At 68.8% G+C, this 17,590-nt stretch carries 23 protein-coding genes; 17 read left to right on the top strand and 6 right to left on the bottom strand.

Annotated features, from left to right (window positions below):
• The first annotated feature begins 27 nt into the window (after nucleotides 1-27).
• A complete protein-coding gene (locus AC07RV_RS41525; protein WP_296775335.1) occupies nucleotides 28-1,020 on the top strand; it encodes a tripartite tricarboxylate transporter substrate binding protein in 993 nt (330 codons plus the stop codon).
• A gap of 133 nt (nucleotides 1,021-1,153) precedes the next feature.
• Here the strand turns inward: AC07RV_RS41525 and AC07RV_RS41520 are convergent, their stop codons facing one another.
• On the bottom strand, nucleotides 1,154-1,549 hold the full coding sequence (locus AC07RV_RS41520) for a winged helix-turn-helix transcriptional regulator (RefSeq protein WP_296775333.1): 396 nt from the start codon (nucleotides 1,547-1,549) through the stop codon (nucleotides 1,154-1,156).
• 102 nt (nucleotides 1,550-1,651) lie between these two features.
• Between AC07RV_RS41520 and AC07RV_RS41515 the strand changes: the two genes are divergently transcribed.
• Complete coding sequence (locus AC07RV_RS41515) at nucleotides 1,652-1,969, top strand: DMT family transporter (protein ID WP_209540814.1); 318 nt, start codon at nucleotides 1,652-1,654, stop codon at nucleotides 1,967-1,969.
• A 5-nt stretch (nucleotides 1,970-1,974) separates the two neighbouring features.
• On the top strand, nucleotides 1,975-2,607 hold the full coding sequence (locus tag AC07RV_RS41510; RefSeq protein ID WP_296775328.1) for an FMN-dependent NADH-azoreductase: 633 nt from the start codon (nucleotides 1,975-1,977) through the stop codon (nucleotides 2,605-2,607).
• Nucleotides 2,608-2,610: 3 nt separating this feature from the next.
• Here the strand turns inward: AC07RV_RS41510 and AC07RV_RS41505 are convergent, their stop codons facing one another.
• On the bottom strand, nucleotides 2,611-3,141 hold the full coding sequence (locus AC07RV_RS41505) for a DUF2878 domain-containing protein (RefSeq protein WP_296775325.1): 531 nt from the start codon (nucleotides 3,139-3,141) through the stop codon (nucleotides 2,611-2,613).
• A gap of 41 nt (nucleotides 3,142-3,182) precedes the next feature.
• Nucleotides 3,183-4,136 (bottom strand): GlxA family transcriptional regulator, encoded by a 954-nt coding sequence (locus AC07RV_RS41500; RefSeq protein ID WP_209540817.1) that lies wholly within the window; start codon nucleotides 4,134-4,136, stop codon nucleotides 3,183-3,185.
• Nucleotides 4,137-4,246: 110 nt separating this feature from the next.
• On the opposite strand from AC07RV_RS41500, the gene AC07RV_RS41495 reads away from it, so the two are divergent.
• The 7 genes from AC07RV_RS41495 to AC07RV_RS41465 all read left to right on the top strand — a co-directional run bounded on the left by AC07RV_RS41495 (nucleotide 4,247) and on the right by AC07RV_RS41465 (nucleotide 8,270).
• A complete protein-coding gene (locus AC07RV_RS41495; RefSeq protein ID WP_296775320.1) occupies nucleotides 4,247-5,083 on the top strand; it encodes an SDR family NAD(P)-dependent oxidoreductase in 837 nt (278 codons plus the stop codon).
• 118 nt (nucleotides 5,084-5,201) lie between these two features.
• Nucleotides 5,202-5,585, top strand: a complete 384-nt coding sequence (locus AC07RV_RS41490; protein ID WP_208513494.1) for a DUF427 domain-containing protein — start codon at nucleotides 5,202-5,204, stop codon at nucleotides 5,583-5,585.
• A 227-nt stretch (nucleotides 5,586-5,812) separates the two neighbouring features.
• Nucleotides 5,813-6,133 (top strand): hypothetical protein, encoded by a 321-nt coding sequence (locus tag AC07RV_RS41485; RefSeq protein WP_296775314.1) that lies wholly within the window; start codon nucleotides 5,813-5,815, stop codon nucleotides 6,131-6,133.
• Nucleotides 6,111-6,653: a hypothetical protein gene (locus AC07RV_RS41480; protein WP_296775312.1), complete on the top strand. Its 543-nt coding sequence runs from the start codon at nucleotides 6,111-6,113 to the stop codon at nucleotides 6,651-6,653. Before AC07RV_RS41485 ends, AC07RV_RS41480 begins: the two co-directional genes overlap by 23 nt.
• Nucleotides 6,654-6,701: 48 nt before the next feature.
• Entirely contained in the window at nucleotides 6,702-7,223 is a 522-nt protein-coding gene (locus AC07RV_RS41475) for a DUF2199 domain-containing protein (protein WP_296775309.1), read from the top strand.
• 85 nt (nucleotides 7,224-7,308) lie between these two features.
• Nucleotides 7,309-7,896 carry a hypothetical protein gene (locus AC07RV_RS41470; RefSeq protein ID WP_296775306.1) on the top strand — a complete coding sequence of 196 codons (588 nt, stop codon included), beginning with the start codon at nucleotides 7,309-7,311 and terminating at the stop codon, nucleotides 7,894-7,896.
• Nucleotides 7,893-8,270: a hypothetical protein gene (locus AC07RV_RS41465; RefSeq protein ID WP_296775302.1), complete on the top strand. Its 378-nt coding sequence runs from the start codon at nucleotides 7,893-7,895 to the stop codon at nucleotides 8,268-8,270. The genes AC07RV_RS41470 and AC07RV_RS41465 overlap by 4 nt, the downstream gene beginning before the upstream one ends.
• On the opposite strand, the gene AC07RV_RS41460 is transcribed toward AC07RV_RS41465, so the two are convergent.
• Nucleotides 8,246-9,256, bottom strand: a complete 1,011-nt coding sequence (locus AC07RV_RS41460; protein ID WP_296775299.1) for an AraC family transcriptional regulator — start codon at nucleotides 9,254-9,256, stop codon at nucleotides 8,246-8,248. The two genes, AC07RV_RS41465 and AC07RV_RS41460, sit on opposite strands and share 25 nt — an antisense overlap.
• Nucleotides 9,257-9,477: 221 nt before the next feature.
• On the opposite strand from AC07RV_RS41460, the gene AC07RV_RS41455 reads away from it, so the two are divergent.
• Genes AC07RV_RS41455 through AC07RV_RS41425 form a run of 7 tightly spaced genes read left to right on the top strand, consistent with a single transcriptional unit; the run spans nucleotide 9,478 to nucleotide 16,006 of the window.
• A complete protein-coding gene (locus AC07RV_RS41455) occupies nucleotides 9,478-11,049 on the top strand; it encodes a long-chain-fatty-acid--CoA ligase (RefSeq protein ID WP_296775296.1) in 1,572 nt (523 codons plus the stop codon).
• Nucleotides 11,050-11,093: 44 nt separating this feature from the next.
• Nucleotides 11,094-12,278, top strand: coding sequence for a lipid-transfer protein (locus tag AC07RV_RS41450; protein WP_296775291.1), 1,185 nt, complete (start codon nucleotides 11,094-11,096; stop codon nucleotides 12,276-12,278).
• 29 nt (nucleotides 12,279-12,307) lie between these two features.
• A complete protein-coding gene (locus AC07RV_RS41445; RefSeq protein WP_093342793.1) occupies nucleotides 12,308-12,748 on the top strand; it encodes a MaoC family dehydratase N-terminal domain-containing protein in 441 nt (146 codons plus the stop codon).
• Between the two features lie 12 nt (nucleotides 12,749-12,760).
• Nucleotides 12,761-13,180 (top strand): MaoC/PaaZ C-terminal domain-containing protein, encoded by a 420-nt coding sequence (locus AC07RV_RS41440; RefSeq protein ID WP_296775287.1) that lies wholly within the window; start codon nucleotides 12,761-12,763, stop codon nucleotides 13,178-13,180.
• A 32-nt stretch (nucleotides 13,181-13,212) separates the two neighbouring features.
• Complete coding sequence (locus tag AC07RV_RS41435; protein ID WP_296775284.1) at nucleotides 13,213-14,043, top strand: SDR family NAD(P)-dependent oxidoreductase; 831 nt, start codon at nucleotides 13,213-13,215, stop codon at nucleotides 14,041-14,043.
• A 3-nt stretch (nucleotides 14,044-14,046) separates the two neighbouring features.
• The gene (locus AC07RV_RS41430) at nucleotides 14,047-14,835 is read left to right on the top strand and encodes an enoyl-CoA hydratase/isomerase family protein (protein ID WP_296775281.1); all 789 of its coding nucleotides are present in this window, start codon (nucleotides 14,047-14,049) and stop codon (nucleotides 14,833-14,835) included.
• Nucleotides 14,836-14,854: 19 nt separating this feature from the next.
• Entirely contained in the window at nucleotides 14,855-16,006 is a 1,152-nt protein-coding gene (locus tag AC07RV_RS41425) for an acyl-CoA dehydrogenase family protein (RefSeq protein ID WP_296775279.1), read from the top strand.
• Nucleotides 16,007-16,137: 131 nt separating this feature from the next.
• On the opposite strand, the gene AC07RV_RS41420 is transcribed toward AC07RV_RS41425, so the two are convergent.
• Together AC07RV_RS41420 and AC07RV_RS41415 are read right to left on the bottom strand one after the other, a co-directional pair.
• Nucleotides 16,138-16,518 carry a hypothetical protein gene (locus tag AC07RV_RS41420; protein ID WP_057598380.1) on the bottom strand — a complete coding sequence of 127 codons (381 nt, stop codon included), beginning with the start codon at nucleotides 16,516-16,518 and terminating at the stop codon, nucleotides 16,138-16,140.
• Nucleotides 16,519-16,788: 270 nt separating this feature from the next.
• Complete coding sequence (locus AC07RV_RS41415) at nucleotides 16,789-17,589, bottom strand: alpha/beta fold hydrolase (protein WP_296777676.1); 801 nt, start codon at nucleotides 17,587-17,589, stop codon at nucleotides 16,789-16,791.
• Nucleotide 17,590 lies beyond the last annotated feature (1 nt).

Here is a 17,590-nt window from a genome sequence, read left to right as displayed (position 1 = left end):
CGAACGCCCTCTTCCTGGAGACATGCCATGACTTTCAGCCACCGCCTTCTTTCGCCGCGCCGCGCGCTGCTGCTCGCCGCCGGCCTCGCGCTGGCCACGCCCCTGCACGCCATCGCGCAGGGCGCCTATCCCTCGAAGCCGATCCACCTGGTGGTGGGCTTCCCGCCCGGCGGGCCGGCCGACCTCGCGGCACGCATCGTCGGCGAGAAGCTCGCGCAGGACCTGCGCCAGCCGGTGCTGGTCGAGAACCGGCCCGGCGCCTCGCAGAACATCGCGGCCGACTACGTGGCCAAGAGCACGGCCGACGGCTACACGCTGCTGATGGGCAGCACCGCGGTGGTGGTGAACCACTTCCTCTACAAAGACATGCGCTTCGACGTGTTCAACGACCTGGTGCCCGTGGGCACGGCCGCGCGCACGCCGCTGATGGTGGTGGCCAATCCGCGCTTCACGGCGAAGAACATGAAGGAGCTGGTGGCCGCCGCCAAGGCCGCGCCCGGCAAGATCAACTACGGCTCGGGCGTGCGCGCGAGCACCACGCACCTGGCGGTGGAAGCCTTCAAGGCGCAGGCCGGCATCGAAGTCTCGAACATCCCCTACCAGGGCGCGGGCCCGATGCTCACCGACCTGATGGGCGGCCAGGTCAGCTTCGCCTTCGACACCATGGTGACCTCGATGCCGCTGGTGAAGGCCGGTCGGCTGCATGCGCTGGCGGTCACCAGCGCCACGCGCTCGCCGATCGCGCCCGAGCTGCCGACCGTGGCCGAGTCGGGCTACCCAGGCTTCGAGGCCATCGGCTGGTTCGGCATCCTCGCGCCCAAGGGCACGCCGCAGCCTGTGGTGCAGCGGCTCAACGCCTCGCTGCAGAAGGTGCTGGCCGCGCCCGACGTGGCCCAGCGCCTGGCCGGCGCGGGCGGCGACGTGATGCCGGGCACGCCCGAGGACTTCGCGCGGCTGATGCGCAGCGAGTCGGAGAAATGGGGCGGCGTGATCAAGCGCGTGGGCATCACGCTCGACTGAGAAGGAGTGAATGAACCTGCTGCGCGCCCCGATCTCGCATCTGCGGTCCTCGCCGTACGTGAGTACGGCTCCGGTCCTCGACGCGACCTCGGGGCGCTCGCGACGGTTCCTTCACACCTTCTGAGCGCCAGCTTCAGAGCGCTGCGATCGCGGCCTGCCGCGCGCGGTCGATCTCCGCGTGGTGGGCCTCGGCCCAGCGGTCGACCGCGATCAGCGTGCGGCTCAGCGACAGCCCGAGCGTGCTCAGCCGGTACTCGACGTGCGGCGGCACGGTCTGGTGGTCCTCGCGCAGCACCAGGCCATTGATCTCGAGATCGCGCAGGGTCTGCGTGAGCATCTTCTGCGAGATGCCGCCGACCCGGCGCAGCAGCTCGTTGTTGCGCAGCGGCTCGTCGCGCAGCAGCGGAATGATCAGCAGCGCCCACTTGTTGGCGACGAGCTCGAGCACGCGGCGCGAGGGGCAGCCGGCGCTCCAGACGTCGGCGGGCGCGGGCTCTGCCACGGCGGCGGGTTTCTTCGATGCGGGCATGGCGATTCCCATGGTTACCAGAAGGTGCGTACTTGTGGCTTGGTGCCTGGACCGGAATTATCCGTCTCCACATCAACCCTGCACACAACGGAGGAACGGATCATGGGATGGTTGTTACTGCTGGCGGCCGGCGTGGTCGAGATCGCGATGGCCGCGGCGCTCAAGCGCTCGGAGGACTGGACCCGGCTCTGGCCCTCGGTCGTCGGCGTGGCGAGCGCGCTGCTGAGCATCTTCCTGCTCGCCAGGTCGCTGCGCTATCTGCCGTTGGGCCCGGCCTATGCGGTGTGGACCGGCATCGGCTCGGTCGGCGTGGTGCTGATGGGCGTGCTCGCCTTCGGCGAGGCGCTGTCGGGCCCGCGCCTGGCCTGCATCGCGCTGGTGGTGGCGGGCACCGTCGGCCTGCGCACGCTGGAGGGCTGAGCGGCATGGCTTCGACGATCCTCCACATCCAGGCCTCGCCCTCGGGCGCGCGCTCGCGCTCGATCGACACGGCGGAGCATTTCCTGCAGCGGCTGCGCGAGCGCGACCCCTCGGCCGAGATCCGCACCCTCGACGTCTGGTCGCTCGACCTGCCGCCCTTCGACGCCACCATGATCGACGCCAAGTTCGCGGTGCTGCGCGCGCAAGCCGCCACCGACGAGCAACGGCGCCACTGGCAGCGCGCCGTGCGCCTCGCGCAGGAGTTCAACGCGGCCGACAAGTACGTGTTCAGCCTGCCGATGTGGAACTTCGGCTTGCCCTACCGGCTGAAGCACTACATCGACGTCGTGACCCTGCCGGGCGAGAACTGGCGCTGGTCGGCGCAGGAGGGCTACACCGGCCTGCTGCGAGGCAAGCGCGCGGCGCTGGTCTATTCGAGCGCGGGCGACTACCCGGTGGGCCTGCCCTCGCATGCGCGCGATTTCCAGAAGCCGTACATGCGCACCTGGCTCGAGTTCCTCGGCATCGTCGACGTGGTGGAGCTGGCCGTGGCACCGACGCTGGCACCGCCCGAGGCGGTGGCCGCGAACCTCGCGCGCGCCAGGGCGCGGGCCGACGAACTCGCGCGCGACTTCTAACTTCTAGCGCGGCGGCTCGCCCACGCCATCGAAGCGCTGCGCGAGCCACACCAGCAGCGGCATCGCCACGGCCCAGACGACGGCCAGCACCACGAGCGCCGGCCCCCGGTCGACGAACTGGGCCGCGCCGAGCTTCACGCCCGCCACGAACGACGCCGGCCCGCAGACCGCGCCCAGCACCGCCGCGAGCAGGTAGCGCCGGTGCAGCCAGCGCAAGGTGACGTTGAGCGCGATCGCGAACAGGCCCCACAGCGCGACCATCCAGTACGGCGCGAGCTGCGCGATCGGCTGGCCCGAGGGATAGCGCACCAGCCCGCCGAGGGCATGGCCGGTCTCGATCGCCACGCCCAGCGCGCAGGCGATGGCCACCAGCCGGGCCTCCTGCGCCGGCCGGGCCGACACCCACAGGTGCCAGGCGATCGCCGCCGCGATGCAGGCCGTGCCCCACAGCGGATGGCCATGGGCCGCGCCGAGCACGGCCGCGAACCAGGCGAGCTGGAACACGACGAAATTGGTAATCCGAACGGCGGTCATGGCAACAGGTACGCGCGCCGCGGCGATCCGGATGCCGCGATCTACATCGCGGGTGCGTGCGTGCGCGCCGCCGCGCGGCGCAGGCTCTGCGGCGGCTGGCCGAAGGCGCGGTGGAACGCGCGCCGCATGCGCTCGGGATCGGAGAAGCCGGTCTGCGCCGCGATGCGGTCGACCGACTGGCCGCCCTCCTCGATCAGGATGCGCGCGGTCTCCACGCGCAGCTTCTCGATCGCGCGCGCCGGCGACTGGCCGGTTTCGGCCAGGAAGGCGCGGCTGAACTGGCGCGGGCTCAGGTGCGCCACCTCGGCGAGCTGGTCGACCGAGAGGTTCTTGTGCAGGTTCTTCTTCGCGTAGTCGAGCGCCTGCTGGATGCGGTCGGTGCGCGGTTCGAGCTCGAGCAGCGCCGAGAACTGAGACTGCCCGCCCGCGCGCCGGTGGTAGATCACCAGCTTGCGCGCCACCGCGCGCGACAGCTCGAGGCCCAGGTCGCCCTCGACCAGCGCGAGCGCGAGGTCGATGCAGGCGGTCATGCCGGCCGAGGTCCAGACCGGGCCGTCCTGGATGAAGATGCCGTCCTCCTCCACCTTGATCGCCGGGAAGCCGCGCTGCAGCTCGCGCGCGAAATGCCAGTGCGTGGTGGCGCGGCGACCGTCGAGCAGGCCGGCCTCGGCCAACACGAAGGCGCCGGTGCAGATGCTGCCCAGGCGCCGCGTGCGCGGCAGCGCGCGGCGCAGGAAGTCGAGCAGGCCGCCCGAGCTCGGCGGCACCGTGGTCGAGCCCGCGACCAGCAGCGTGTCGAAGCGGCGCCGGTCGAAGGCGCGCGAATCGACCGTGACGCCGGCCGTGCTGGCCACCGGGCCGCCGTGCTCCGACAGCACCTCGAGCTCGTAGACCGTGCGCCCGGCCTCGGCGTTCGCGAGCTCGAAGACCGAGAGGGCCACTAGGTCGAGGATCTGGAAACCGGGAAAGACGACGAGGCCGATGCGCTGGGTCATGATGTCTTTAAAGGAGGGAAACATGTCATTTGAGACATCAGTGTCCGACCCAAACTCCTGGCTGTCAAACCACCTTTCCTCATCCCCTTCGACATCCAAGGACCTTTCCCATGAGCTCGCAAGACATCGCCATCTCCGCCCCCGGCAAGGGCACCGCGCTGATCACCGGCGCTTCCACCGGCATCGGCGCCGTCTACGCCGAGCGCCTCGCGCGCCGCGGCTACGACCTCGTGCTGGTCGCGCGCAACAAGGAGCGCCTCGAGGCGCTGGCCGAACGGCTGGTGCGGGAGACCGGCCGCCGCGTCGAGGTGCTCGCGGCCGACCTCACGGCCACCGCCGACCTGCGCCGGGTCGAGGAGCGGCTGCGCAGCGACGAACGCATCACCCTGCTGCTCAACAACGCCGGCCTCGGCGCCACCGCGACCCTGCTCGATTCCGACCCCGACCAGATCGATACCATGATCCAGCTCAACGTGGTCGCGCTCACGCGCCTCACGCGCGCCGTGGCGCCCGGCTTCGTCGCGCGCGGCGGCGGCGCGCTGATCAACATCGCCTCGATCGTCGCGCTCTCGCCCGAGCTGCTCAACGGCAGCTACAGCGGCAGCAAGGCCTACGTGGTCAACCTGAGCCAGTCGCTGCACCACGAGCTCGGCGCCAAGGGCGTGAAGGTGCAGGCCGTGCTGCCGGGCGCCACGCGCACCGACTTCTGGGGCATCGCGGGCGTGCCGGTCGAGCACCTGCCGCAGGAGATCGTGATGTCGGCCGAGGACCTGGTCGACAGTGCCCTGGCCGGCTTCGACGCGGGCGAGCTGATCACCATCCCCTCGCTGCCCGACGTGGAAGACTGGCAACGCTTCGACGCCGCGCGGCAGGCGCTGGGCCCGAACCTGTCGCGCAGCGTGCCGGCCGCGCGCTACGCGAACGCGGCGACAGCAACAGCAGCCTGAGCGGCGCGCGCTCGCGGCCCGCGCCTTGACCTTGGCGCGGGCAGGTGGATTCGCGCGGGCGGCGCGGCCCGCGCCCGGCCGGCGGCAAGATGGCCGGCCATCCCCAGGAGCCCGCCCCATGAACAGCCCCCGAAGCATCAAGATCCCCGGCCCCGACCATCCGATCACCGTCGCGCCCAACCCCGCGCGCGTGGTCGTGACCCTCGGCGGCCGCACCATCGCCGACACCCGCGCCGCCCTCACCCTGCGCGAGGCCTCGTACCCGGCCGTGCAGTACATCCCGCGCGCCGACGTCGACATGTCGCTGCTCGAGCGCAGCACGCACACGACCTACTGCCCGTACAAGGGCGAGTGCAACTACTTCAGCATCCCGGCCGGCGGGGAGCGCTCGGTCAATGCGGTGTGGACCTACGAGTCGCCGTATGACGCGGTGGCGGGGATCAAGGACCATGTGGCGTTTTATGTGGATCGGGTGGATGGGGTCGAGGAGCGGGCGGGCTGAGCTGTTCGCCTGATCCGCAACGTCCCCCTTGTGCAAAACCCCGGCGATGAGCCAGCATCGGGGCCACGAACAAGGGAGGACGTGCCATGTGCACCAGAGAGGCGGCGGTCGTTTCATCCACTGGGGCATGGGCGAATCGTCGCACCGCGTCCCTGCCTCCTGAGCCGGAACGCCCGCCCTCGCTCAGAGCACCCTCGACCCTGCGCCGGTCCGCCAAGTGGATCGCCATGACACTGCTGTCGGGGTGGCTCGCAAGCAGTGCCATCGCCGCCCCGCGTTGCGCCAACCTCTTGCCCAAGGAAGGCACGTGCGGCCGGTACAACGTATCGCTGGTGGACCTGACCGCCAACTCGGAGCAGTTCGACGGAAAACGCGTTGTCGTCGCGGGTTTTCTCAGCCTTGAGTTCGAAGGCCATGCCCTGTATTCCGATAGTCGCCCAAACCTTGCGGGAAGCGCGCAAGGATACTTGCGTTGTCTCCGTCTTCATCGGATAGCTCTTGCTTCAACGCTTCAGGCGACGACTCATGCATCTCACCATCGACCGTGAACATTACGCTGCATTGGAAGCCCGGTTCTTTCTGCTGTATGCAGACCCCTCCCATTCGATCGACCAGTGGAAAGACGAGGTCGATCGCTACGGCCTGCTGGAGGCCTGCAGTGCCGGTCGTTCCTACTATCTCGATGCCGAAACCCTGGCCGAGGGCGCGGCCGACATTGCGCTGAAGGACCTCGAGCGCGTGCTCGCCATGAATGGGGTGGCGATCGGCAATCCGACAGTGGAATACGATCCTCTCAAAGATGAAACCATCCTGAGGGTCGACGGAAAATGCTGGCCCTTGTGCGCGCATCCTTCCTCCTCCCTGGACAGCTGGGCCGACTTCTCACGGGGATTCTTTTCCATGGTGAACGGCCTGCTGGCGTCTGTTGGATCGCAGGAGCGGCTCTACGCTTTCAGACCCTATGCCAACGACCAGATGGGCATCTTCCTCACACCGCCGCTGTTCGAAGCACTCGCGGACATTGGCTTGGCCGCCCGTCTGGAACGCATCGACGTGCCGAGCTTCTGAACGGCAAGCAGACATCGATACAGCACCCGAGCAAAGGATTCACAACCGATGACCGCCATCTTCACCTTCAAGTGCAGCCGTTGTGGCGACATCCACGAAGGTTCGCCCAGCTTTGCTTTCAGAGCGCCCGACCACTATGCCTGCCTCTCGGACGAGCAGAAGGCCTCCTTGGGGAAACTCAGCGATGATTTCTGCACCATCACGCACGACGAGGGTACCGACTACTTTGTCCGAGCCATCCTCGAAGTCCCCATTCACGGGGTCGAGGAGCCATTCCTCTGGGGAGTCTGGGTCTCGCTGAGCAAGAAGAGCTTCGATCGCTATGACGAGACCTTCGACGATCCGGTCGAGGGAGAAGGATTCTTCGGTTGGGTCTGCAATGACATCGACGTCTATCCGTATCCGTCGACGCGGCCCGCCGATGTCCGGGTTCAGCTCGGCAACCAACGCCCCAAGGTGATCCTGCACAAGAGAGACTCGGAGGATGACCCCTTGGTCATCGACCAGACCCGAGGTATCTCGGTGGCACGTGCGCAAGAACTGGCCGAGCAGGTGCTGCACAGGACTTGAAGAGGGCGGCGTGCGGAAGAGACGTTACGGACCGTTTCGTTCACCGGCTCTTTCCAGAGGGGCCACAGACTCACTTCAGCGCTTCATGCCCGTACTGCACATCACGAAGAACGACATCCACCTCTGCAGCGTCGGCTCGGACAACGTGTGGATGTTCTCCGCCTCCGTCCACGCAGACATCTGGGGGCCGGCTTGCTCCGAACTCACGGTCACGGGCGGCGGAAAACGACGCTCCGACGGCTCCTTCGACTTCCTGATCTGGGAAATGGCGCACGAGTTGCGCAAGGGTGACCGCATCGTCTTCTCGTTCGAGGAGGGTTCGACCTCATCGCCCAGGCAGCCCGCCATCGATGACGAGACGCCGTCCGAGGACATGCCGACCGATCTCGTCGCTTCCGAGGAGGACATCACCCGGCTGGCGGCGCGACCGAAGTCGAACCAGGATTGCAGGTGGCGATGCGTCGTGTCCGGCGAACCGGAAATCCTCGTGCTTCCGGACGACCACCGCCAGAACCTGGACCTCCACTTGCTCTGGAACGAAATGCGCGCCCACCGGGTTCGGGTCGGCCTGTCCAGATCGTCGCTGGACGAGGTCATGAGCCGAAGCGGGGGCGAGGACGTCGTTCTCGCGTACATCGAGGGAGCTGCTCGCATCGAGCTCGGCATCGAATGAACCCCGCCCTCCGCCACGCCCTCCAGGTCTTCCTCCGCGCGATCCTGGCCCTGTGCGTAGCCGCCGCGCTGCCCTTGGCGCATGTCGAATGGGGAGAGCCCTATCCAGGCGAAGGCCAGAAATCCTTCGGGATGGTGCTGATGTTTTTCCTGGTCGGCATGGGCGTTGCGCTCGTCTACTTCATCGTCGGTACGGTGGCGCAAGTGCTCCTGCAGCGAAGACCGCCCAAGGTCTCGCTGGGCATCGATCTAGGGCTTGCCTTGCTGCTGGGTTTGCTGCTCGCCTACGGCGGCGTCACGGCCCACTATCTCGATGAGTCACCCACCCGGCCCGAAGCCGACACCACGGCTCACGCACCCCCACCCCGCCGATAGACCCCCGGCGCGCTCCCGGTCCAGACCTTGAAGGCCCGCTGAAACGCCGAGCTGTTGGCGAAGCCGAGTTCGTCGGCCAGTTCGGCCAACGGAACGGCGCTGGTGCTGAGCCGGACGATGGCGGTGTCGCGGCGCAGCTCGTCCTTCAGCGCCTGGAACGAAGTCCCCTCCAGCGCGAGCCGCCGCTGCAAGGTGGAGACCGTGACATGCAGCGCGTTCGCCGTGGCCACGAGGTCGGACCATGCGGGCTGCATGAACTGAAGATGGGCCCGCACGCGCGCACTGACCGCGTCGCTGCCTCGGCGCGGCACGAGCATGTGGAGCTGCGCATCGGCGAGAAAGCTGCGCAGCGCGGCCTCGTCGCGGCGCACGGCGTCGTTCAGGCGCCTGGCATCGAACCAGAAGGCCGAGCGCTCGCTGTCGAACTGCTGCAGCGCGGGGAAGATCTTTCCGTAGCCGCCGGCATGCGCGGGCGGACCGAATGCGAAGTCGAAGCGCACGACCGGCAGCTGGCCGCCCACCACCCAGGCCATCAGGCGCCACGTGGTGCGCAGCAGCACCTCCTGCAGGAACACGGTCTGCAGGGCGGCGGGACCGTTGAAGCGCATCACCACGCCGGCCAGGTCGTCCCTGCACACGGCCTCCAGCACCACGTCGTCCTGCAGCAGGTGGAAGGTTCGCGTGGCGCGGCGGATGGCGACCTCCAGGGTCGGGGCGCCCAGCGTCGAGCGCGCGATCAGCGCGAAGCTGCCGCGCTTGAGTGGGCGACTCAGCAAGCCGATGAAGTCATCGTCCAGGCCTTCGGTGAGCGCACGGAACAGCTTCGCGTACTGCTGCGCCGTGACGCGTGCATCGGCCTGGGGAAGCAGTTCGGGGGCGATGCCGGCCTCGGCGAGGAAGGGCTCGCAGGGCCGGCCGCTGGCGCGGACGCCCGACAGCATGCCGTGCACGAAGCTGATGGAGACCGTCTGGGGAGGATGAAGCATCGAAGGCAAGGCGCTGGAACGGAACGGCATCGACTGTGCACCGGCAGGCACCGCCGAGGCAAGCGCCGCGACCCGCACGGGGGCACGAGGGCGACATCAGATTGAGGTCTTCCGACATTCGAACAACGCAAAGCGGCATCGTGCAAACGGCGATCGATTCCTAGCATTGGCGGCATGGGCATGAGCCCGCGAACGAAGACCAACGAGAAGGAGACGATGCCATGTACGTGACCCAGGCACTGCACCGCGCGGTGCAGCAGCACCCCGACAAGGTGGCGGTGCGCTTCGCCGGCCGCACGCGCACTTTCGGCGCCTATGTCGAGCGCGTCGCCCGCCTCGCCGGTGCGCTGCAGCAGCTCGGCATGCGGCCGGGCGACCGCGTGGCCATGCTGGCGCTCAACTCCGACCGCTACCTCGAATATCAGATGGCCGTGCCCTGGGGCGGCGGCGTGCTCAATCCCTGCAACATCCGCTGGTCGGCCGCGGAGATCCTCTACTCGCTCGAGGACTCGGGCTCGACCCTGCTGCTGGTCGACGAGACCTTCCGCCCGATGGTCGAGAAGATGCGCGCCGAGTCCGGCAGCCTGCGCGAAGTGATCTATTGCGGCAGCGGCGTGGAAGACGGCGAGGTGCCGCGCGGCATGCATGGCTACGAGGCGCTGCTGGCGGCGGCCTCGCCCGTCGCCGACGCAATCCGGCGCGACGAGGACCTGGCCGGCATCTTCTACACCGGCGGCACCACGGGCTTCCCCAAGGGCGTGATGCTGAGCCATGCCAACCTGTGCAGCTCGGCGATGGCGATGCAGGCCGAAGGGCTGGCGGCATCGGGCGGCAACTACCTGCATGCGGCGCCGATGTTCCACCTCGGCGATATGGGCCTCGCGATGCCGCACTGGCCCGCGGGCAACACGCACACGATCATCCCGATGTTCAGCCCGCAGGGCGTGCTCGATGCGATCGAGCGCGACCGCGTGACCAACACGCTGCTGGTGCCGACCATGATCCAGATGCTGGTCGACCACCCGTGCATGAAGGAGCCGCGCGACCTCTCCAGCCTCAGGTGCATCTTCTACGGCGCTTCGCCGATGCAGGAGGCCGTGCTCGAACGCGCGATGGCCGCGCTGCCCCACGTGGCCTTCGTGCAGGGCTACGGCATGACGGAGCTGGCGCCGCTGGCCACCATCAATCCGCCGAGCTCCTACACGGCCGAGGGCCACGCGCTGGGCCGTCATCGCTCCGCGGGGCGCGCGAGCGTGTGCATGGAAGTGCGCATCCTCGACCCCGAGGGCATCGAGGTGCCGCGCGGCACGGTGGGCGAAGTGGCGGTGCGCGGCCCCAACGTGATGCAGGGCTACTGGGGCAAGCCCGAGCAGACGGCCGCGGCGGTGCGCGAGGGCTGGATGCACACCGGCGACGGTGCCTGGATGGACGACGGCGGCTATATCTACGTGGTCGACCGCATCAAGGACATGATCATCAGCGGCGGCGAGAACGTCTACTCGGCCGAGGTCGAGAACGCCATCGCCCAGCACCCGGCCGTGGTGGCCTGCGCGATCATCGGCATCCCCAGCGACGAATGGGGCGAAAGCGTGCACGCGGCGCTGATCCTCAAGCCGGGGCACGGCGTCACAAGCGACGAGGTCATTGCCCACTGCAAGGCGCTGATCGCGGGCTACAAGTGCCCGCGCAGCGTGGCCTTCGTCGATGCCCTGCCGATGTCGGGCGCCGGCAAGGTGCTCAAGACCCAGCTGCGCGAGCCGTTCTGGCAAGGCCGCCAGCGCAACGTCGCCTGAGCCTTTTCACCCCTCCCCTTCCTCTCCACTTTCAGGAAATCTCCATGCATCACGATGTGTTCGTCAGCGGGGTCGGCATGATCCCCTTCACCAAGCCCGGTGCCAGCGAGTCCTACCAGGCGATGGCGGCCGAGGCCACGCGCCGCGCGCTGGCCGATGCCGGCATCGGCTACGAGCTGGTGCAGCAGGCCTACGTGGGCTATGTCTATGCCGACTCGACCGCGGGCCAGAGCGCGCTCTACGCGGTCGGCATGACCGGCATCCCGGTGGTCAACGTCAACAACAACTGCTCGACCGGTTCCACCGCGCTGTTCCTGGCGCGCCAGGCCGTGGCCAGCGGCGCCGCTGATTGCGTGCTGGCCCTGGGCTTCGAGCAGATGACGCCGGGCGCGCTGGGCGCGGTGTTCAAGGACCGGCCCAGTCCCTTCGAGCGCTTCGACCAAGCCACCGACGAGCTGGTCGAGGAAGCGGGCATTCCGCTCGCGCTGCGCTACTTCGGCGGCGCGGGGCTGGCCCACATGCAGCAGTACGGCACCAAGCTGTCGACCTTCGCGAAGATCCGCGCCAAGGCCAGCCGCCATGCGGCCAACAACCCGGTCGCGCTGTTCCGCAACGTGGTGAGCGAGGACGAGGTGCTGGCCACGCCCGTGATGTGGCCCGGCGTGATGACGCGGCTGATGGCCTGCCCACCGACCTGCGGCGCGGCCGCCGCCATCGTCTGCTCGGCCGGGTTCGCGCAGCGCCATGGCCTGGACCGCAGCGTGCGCATCAAGGCGCAGGCCATGACCACCGACAAGCCGGTGAGCTTCGAGGCGCGCGACATGCGCGAGGTGGTCGGCTTCAGCATGGCGCGCGAGGCGGCGCAGAAGGTCTACGAGGCGGCAGGCGTCGGTCCGCAGGACATCGACGTGGTCGAGCTGCACGACTGCTTCGCGCACAACGAACTGATCAGCTACGAGGCGCTGGGCCTGTGCCCGGTGGGCGGGGCCGAGAAGTTCGTGGTCGACGGCGACAACACCTATGGCGGCCAGGTCGTGACCAATCCCTCGGGCGGCCTGCTGTCCAAGGGCCATCCGCTGGGCGCGACCGGCCTCGCCCAATGCACCGAGCTGGTCGAGCAACTGCGTGGCACGGCCGACAAGCGCCAGGTCGAGGGTGCGCGGCTCGCGCTGCAGCACAACCTGGGCCTGGGCGGCGCCTGCGTGGTCACGCTCTACGAACGCGTCTGAACCCCCTCAACGACAAAGGAGACCTTCCCATGATCGACAAGAAATGGATCGGCCACGAGCTGCCGGCCTCGGTGCTGCCGATCGAGCGCAGCCGGCTGCAGTTCTTCGCCAAGGCGATCGGCGAGACCGACCCGGTCTACACCGACGCCGCCGCCGCGCGCGATGCCGGCTACCCCGACCTGCCGGCACCGCCCACCTTCCTGTTCGCGGCCGAGCTCGACTCGGGCGCGTCCGACCGGCTGCTGGCCGACCTGCAGATCCCGCTGGCCAAGCTGCTGCATGGCGAGCAGAGCTTCAGCTACCACCGCCCTGCCTGCGTGGGCGACACCGTGACGGTGCGCTCCACCATCGGCGACATCTACGACAAGAAGAACGGCGCGCTCGAGTTCGTGGTGAAGACCTCGCGCGCCACCAACCAGCGCAACGAACTGGTGGCCGAACTGCGCACCGTCATCGTCTGCCGCAACTGAAGGAACACGCCCATGACCTCCCCCACCTTCGACACCGTGCAGGTCGGCGACGAACTGCCCGCCGTGCAACTGCCGGCCGTGAACCGCGGCACGCTCGCGCTGTTCGCGGGCGCCTCGGGCGACCACAACCCGATCCACATCGACACCGACATGGCGCGCCGCTCGGGCATGCCCGACGTGTTCGCGCAGGGCATGCTGGGCATGGCCTGGCTCGGCCGCGTGCTCACGCAGTGGGCGCCGCAGAGCCGGCTGCGCCACTTCGAGGCGCGCTTCCAGGGCATCACGCACCTGGGCAACGCCATGCGCTGCAGCGGCCGCATCGCCGAGAAGACCGAACGCAACGGCGAACGCGGCGTGCGCATCGAGCTGCAGAGCACCAACCAGTTCGGCCAGACCAGGATCGTCGGCGAAGCCTTCGTCGCCCTGCCCTGACACCCCATCCCCCGCAAAGAAAAGAGAACACCATGACACGCAAACTCGAAGGCAAGGTCGCCCTCATCACCGGTTCGGGCCGCGGCATCGGCCGCTCGATCGCGCTCAAGCTCGCCAGCGAAGGCGCGCGCATCGTCCTCAACGACCTCGACGCCGAACCCGCGCAGGAGGCGGTGCAGGCCATCCGCGAGGCCGGCGGCCAGGCCGTGGCCTGCGTGGGCAACGTGACGGCGCCCGACTTCGCCGAGCGCTTCGTCGGCACGGCGGTGAGCGAATTCAAGGGCCTGGACATCCTCATCAACAACGCCGGCTACACCTGGGACAACGTGATCCAGAAGATGACCGACGAGCAGTGGTACGCGATGATCGATTGCCACCTGACAGCGCCGTTCCGCATCCTGCGCGCCGCGCAGCCGGTGATCCGCGCGCTCGGCAAGGCCGAGACCGAGGCCGGGCAGCGCATGATGCGCAAGGTGGTCAACATCTCGTCGATGGCGGGCCTGTTCGGCAACCCGGGCCAGACCAACTACGCGGCGGGCAAGGCCGGCATCGTCGGCATGACGCAGACGTTGGCCAAGGAATGGGGCCGCATGAACGTCACCGTCAACTGCGTGGCCTACGGCCTGATCAAGACCCGGCTGACCGGCAATGCGGCCGAGGGCGGCACGGCCCATATCGACGGCCGCGACATCAAGGTGGGCGTCAACCCCGACCTGATGGCCGCGATGGAGCGCGGCATTCCGCTGGGCCGCGGCGGCACGCCCGAGGAAGCGGCCGGCGCGGTGTACCTGCTGTGCATTCCGGAATCGGACTACGTGAGCGGCCAGACGCTGGTGTGCAGCGGCGGCCTCACGGGGTTCTGAGCGATGGCTGCCGCTGTGCGCAGCGAGGTGCGCGAAGGCATCGCGACCCTGGTGCTCGACCGGGCCGAGGCCCTCAACGCGCTGGGCCCGCCGCTGCTCGACGCGCTGCTGGCGGCGCTGCGCGCCTGCCAGGCCGACGCGCAGGTGCGTGCCATCGTGCTGACCGGCGCGGGCCGCGCCTTCTCGGGCGGCGGCGACATCGGCTACTTCGGCGACGTGCTGGCCGGTGGTCCGCAGCATGCGCAGGAGCAGATCGGCCGCGGCATGGAACAGGTGGGCAACCCCATCGCGCAGGCCATTTCCGACAGCGCGGTGCCGGTGGTGGTGGCCGTCAACGGGCCCTGCGTGGGCGCGGGCGTCGGCATCGCGCTGGCGGCCGACGTCGTGATCGCGGCGCGCTCGGCCTACTTCCTCGTGCCGCAGGTGGCGCAGCTCGGGGCCGTGCCCGACCTGGGCGCGACCTGGTCGCTGCCGCGGCTGGTCGGACGCAGCCGGGCGCTCGGCATCGCGCTGCTCGGCGATCGCATCGATGCGGCGCGGGCCGAGCAATGGGGGCTGATCTGGCGCTGCGTCGACGATGCCGCCCTGCTCGACGAGGCGCATGCACTGGCCCGGCGGCTGGGCAGCGCATCGGCCGCGGCGCTGCGCGACACGCGCCAGCTGATCGACGCGGCCACCGACCGCACGCTGGCCGAGCAACTGGCCGGCGAATGCGAGGCCCAGCGCCGGCACGTGGCCGGCGCATTCTTCAACGACGCCTGCGCGCGCTTTCTCGCGCGCGCCAGGGCCTGAACGAGCACCCGAAAGAACCATGCTGCCCCAACTGCTGCGCCATCGCTGGATGGACGAAGACATCGATGCCTTTCGCGAACAGGTGCGCCGCTACATCGCGGCCGAGCTCTCGCCGCAACTGGAAGGCTGGCGCCGCCAGGGCTTCATTCCGCGCGAGGTCTGGCGCCCGTTCGGCCGGATGGGCTTCCTGCTGCCCGAGATCGACGAGGCCTACGGCGGCGCCGGTGCCTCGCTCGCCTACCAGATGGTGGTGCAGGACGAACTGGCGAAGGCCGAGTTCCCTGCCAACACCGGCGTGCACAACCTCGCCGCGCACTACATCCTCGACTACGGCACCGAGGCGCAGAAGCAGCGCTGGCTGCCGCGGCTCGCGAGCGGCGAGCTGCTGGCCGGCATCGCGCTCACCGAGCCCGGCTGCGGCTCGGACCTGAAGGCGCTGCGCACCCGCGCGCGGCGCGAAGGCGAGCACTACGTGATCGACGGCGCCAAGACCTTCATCACCAACGGCTTCTCGGGCAACCTGCTGGTGGTGGCGGTGCGCACCGGCGAGGCGGGCAGCCGCGGCGTGTCGCTGGTCGTGCTCGAGACCGAAGACCTGCCGGGCTTTCGCGTAGGACGGCGGCTCGAGAAGCTGGGCCAGCATGCGTCGGACACGGCCGAGCTCTTCTTCGACGGCGTGCGCGTGCCGGCCGACCATCTGCTCGGCGGCAAGGAAGGCGACGGCTTCATCCAGCTCATGAGCCAGCTCTCGTACGAGCGGCTGTTCCTGTGCGTGCCGGCCGCGGGGGTGATCGAGCGCGCGGTGGAACTGACGGTGGAATACACGCAGCAGCGCAAGGCCTTCGGCCACAGCGTGTTCGATTTCCAGAACACGCGCTTCAAGCTCGCCGAGTGCGCCACCATCGCGCACGTGGTGCGCAGCTTCGTCAACGACTGCATCCAGCGCCTGGTCGACGGCACCCTCGACCAGGAGGCCGCCTACATGGCCAAGCTGTGGTGCACCGAGCAGCAGGGCAAGGTGACCGACGAGTGCCTGCAGCTGTTCGGCGGCTACGGCTACATGGTCGAGTACCCGATCGCGCGCATGTATGCCGATGCGCGCGTGCAGCGCATCTACGGTGGCACCAGCGAGATCATGAAGGACCTGATCGCGCGCAAGCTGGGCGCGTGAAGCGCGCAGCGCGCGGGCGCCCCCCATAAAAAAGCCGGCCCCTGCTTTCGCAAGGGCCGGCTTCTTGTTGGCTGAACCGCTGGCCTCAGTGCGGGGCTGACCCCGCGGTGCGACCTGGTTCTATGCGCCGATTACAGCGGCAGCGAGTCGCCGCGGGCAGCAGCGCGGGCTTGTGCGCGCACTGCGTTGCGGTCCACAGTGCTGGCGACCAGCGGAGCCACGCCCGACGAAGCGCCTTCGGCGTAGGGGTTGTCGCTGTGTGCAGCAGCAACCGCTTCGGCACGCACGGCAGCACGGCTGGTCTGCGACACGATCACTTGGGCCGGGCCGGCGTTCGCGCCTTCGGCATAGGGATCGGCGCTGCGAGCGGCGATGACGGCTTGGCCGGCGACTTCGGCGCGGCTGGCGGCCGAGGTCAGGGGATGCACACCCTCATAGGTTTCTGCATGGGCTGCACCGGCAGCGGCCAGCAGGGAGAGGGCAACGGCGGAGAGGAGCTTCGAGGCGTTCATTTGAGTATTCCTTCAATTCTTGTGACTTGACTTTGGATGATTCGAACCGGTCTTGGTGGGGCGCCGTCCCTTCGGGGGCGGCCACCTCGTCAGTGCCTGTTCACCCAGATCAGTCGCTGCCTTCTGCTTGTCTTGGAGTCGGCGGCTGGTCCGTGAGATGAATTGTGCGCCTCGAATCTAGGTAAAAACCCTAGGCAAATGGAACCGCGGCGTTCACGGGAAGGAAACAATCGATCGCCTGCGCCCCGCCTGCCCCCTCCTGCCTCCTCTTCATCGGTCCTCGAGGAAATCGACCACCGCGCCCACGAACTCCTTCGGAAACTCCACGTTCGACAGGTGCACCGCGGGCAAGGTCAGCAGCCGCGCGCCCGGCACGGTGGCCGCGATCAGCTCGCCATGGCTCGCGGCCGTGACCGGGTCGAACTCGCCCGCGATCACCAGCGTGGGCCGCTCGATCAGCGCGATGGGCCGGCGCAGGTCGGCGTCGCGCACGGCGGCGAGCGCGCCGGCCAGGCCCTGCGGGTCGATCTCGAGCAGCACCTGGCGCAAGGCCTGCACCACCGGGCCGTTCTCGATCAGCAGCCGCTCGGGGAACCAGTTGCGCAGGAAGCCCTCGGCCGTCTCCTTCATGTCCGGGGCGGCGAGCACGCCGACGATGCGCTCGTCGAACACGCTGGCCGGACCGAGCCACGAGGAGGTGTTGGCCAGCACCAGCCGGTCGATGCGCTCGGGCGCATGCACGCCCAGCCACTGGCCGATGAAGCCGCCGAGCGAGAGGCCGAGGAAATGCGCGCGCTCGATCTTCAGCGCGTCGAGCAGCTCGATCGCGTCGCGGCCGAGCCGGTCCATCGAATAGGCGCCCGGCGTGACGCCCGAGCCGCCATGGCCGCGCGTGTCGTAGCGCAGCACGTGGAAATGCCGGCCCAGCGCCTCGAACTCGCCGTCCCACATCGAGAGCGTGGTGCCGATGGAGTTCGACAGCAGCAGCACGGGCTTGCCGGCATCGCCATCGAAGCGGTAGGCGATGCGGGCGCCGTCGCCGGCGGTGGTGGTGTGGGTGAAGTGGCTCATG

The organism is Variovorax sp. GW821-FHT09B01 (assembly GCF_059418345.1).
The sequence above is the reverse complement of the archived record's forward strand: the minus strand, read 5'-3'. Positions and strand labels throughout refer to the sequence as shown.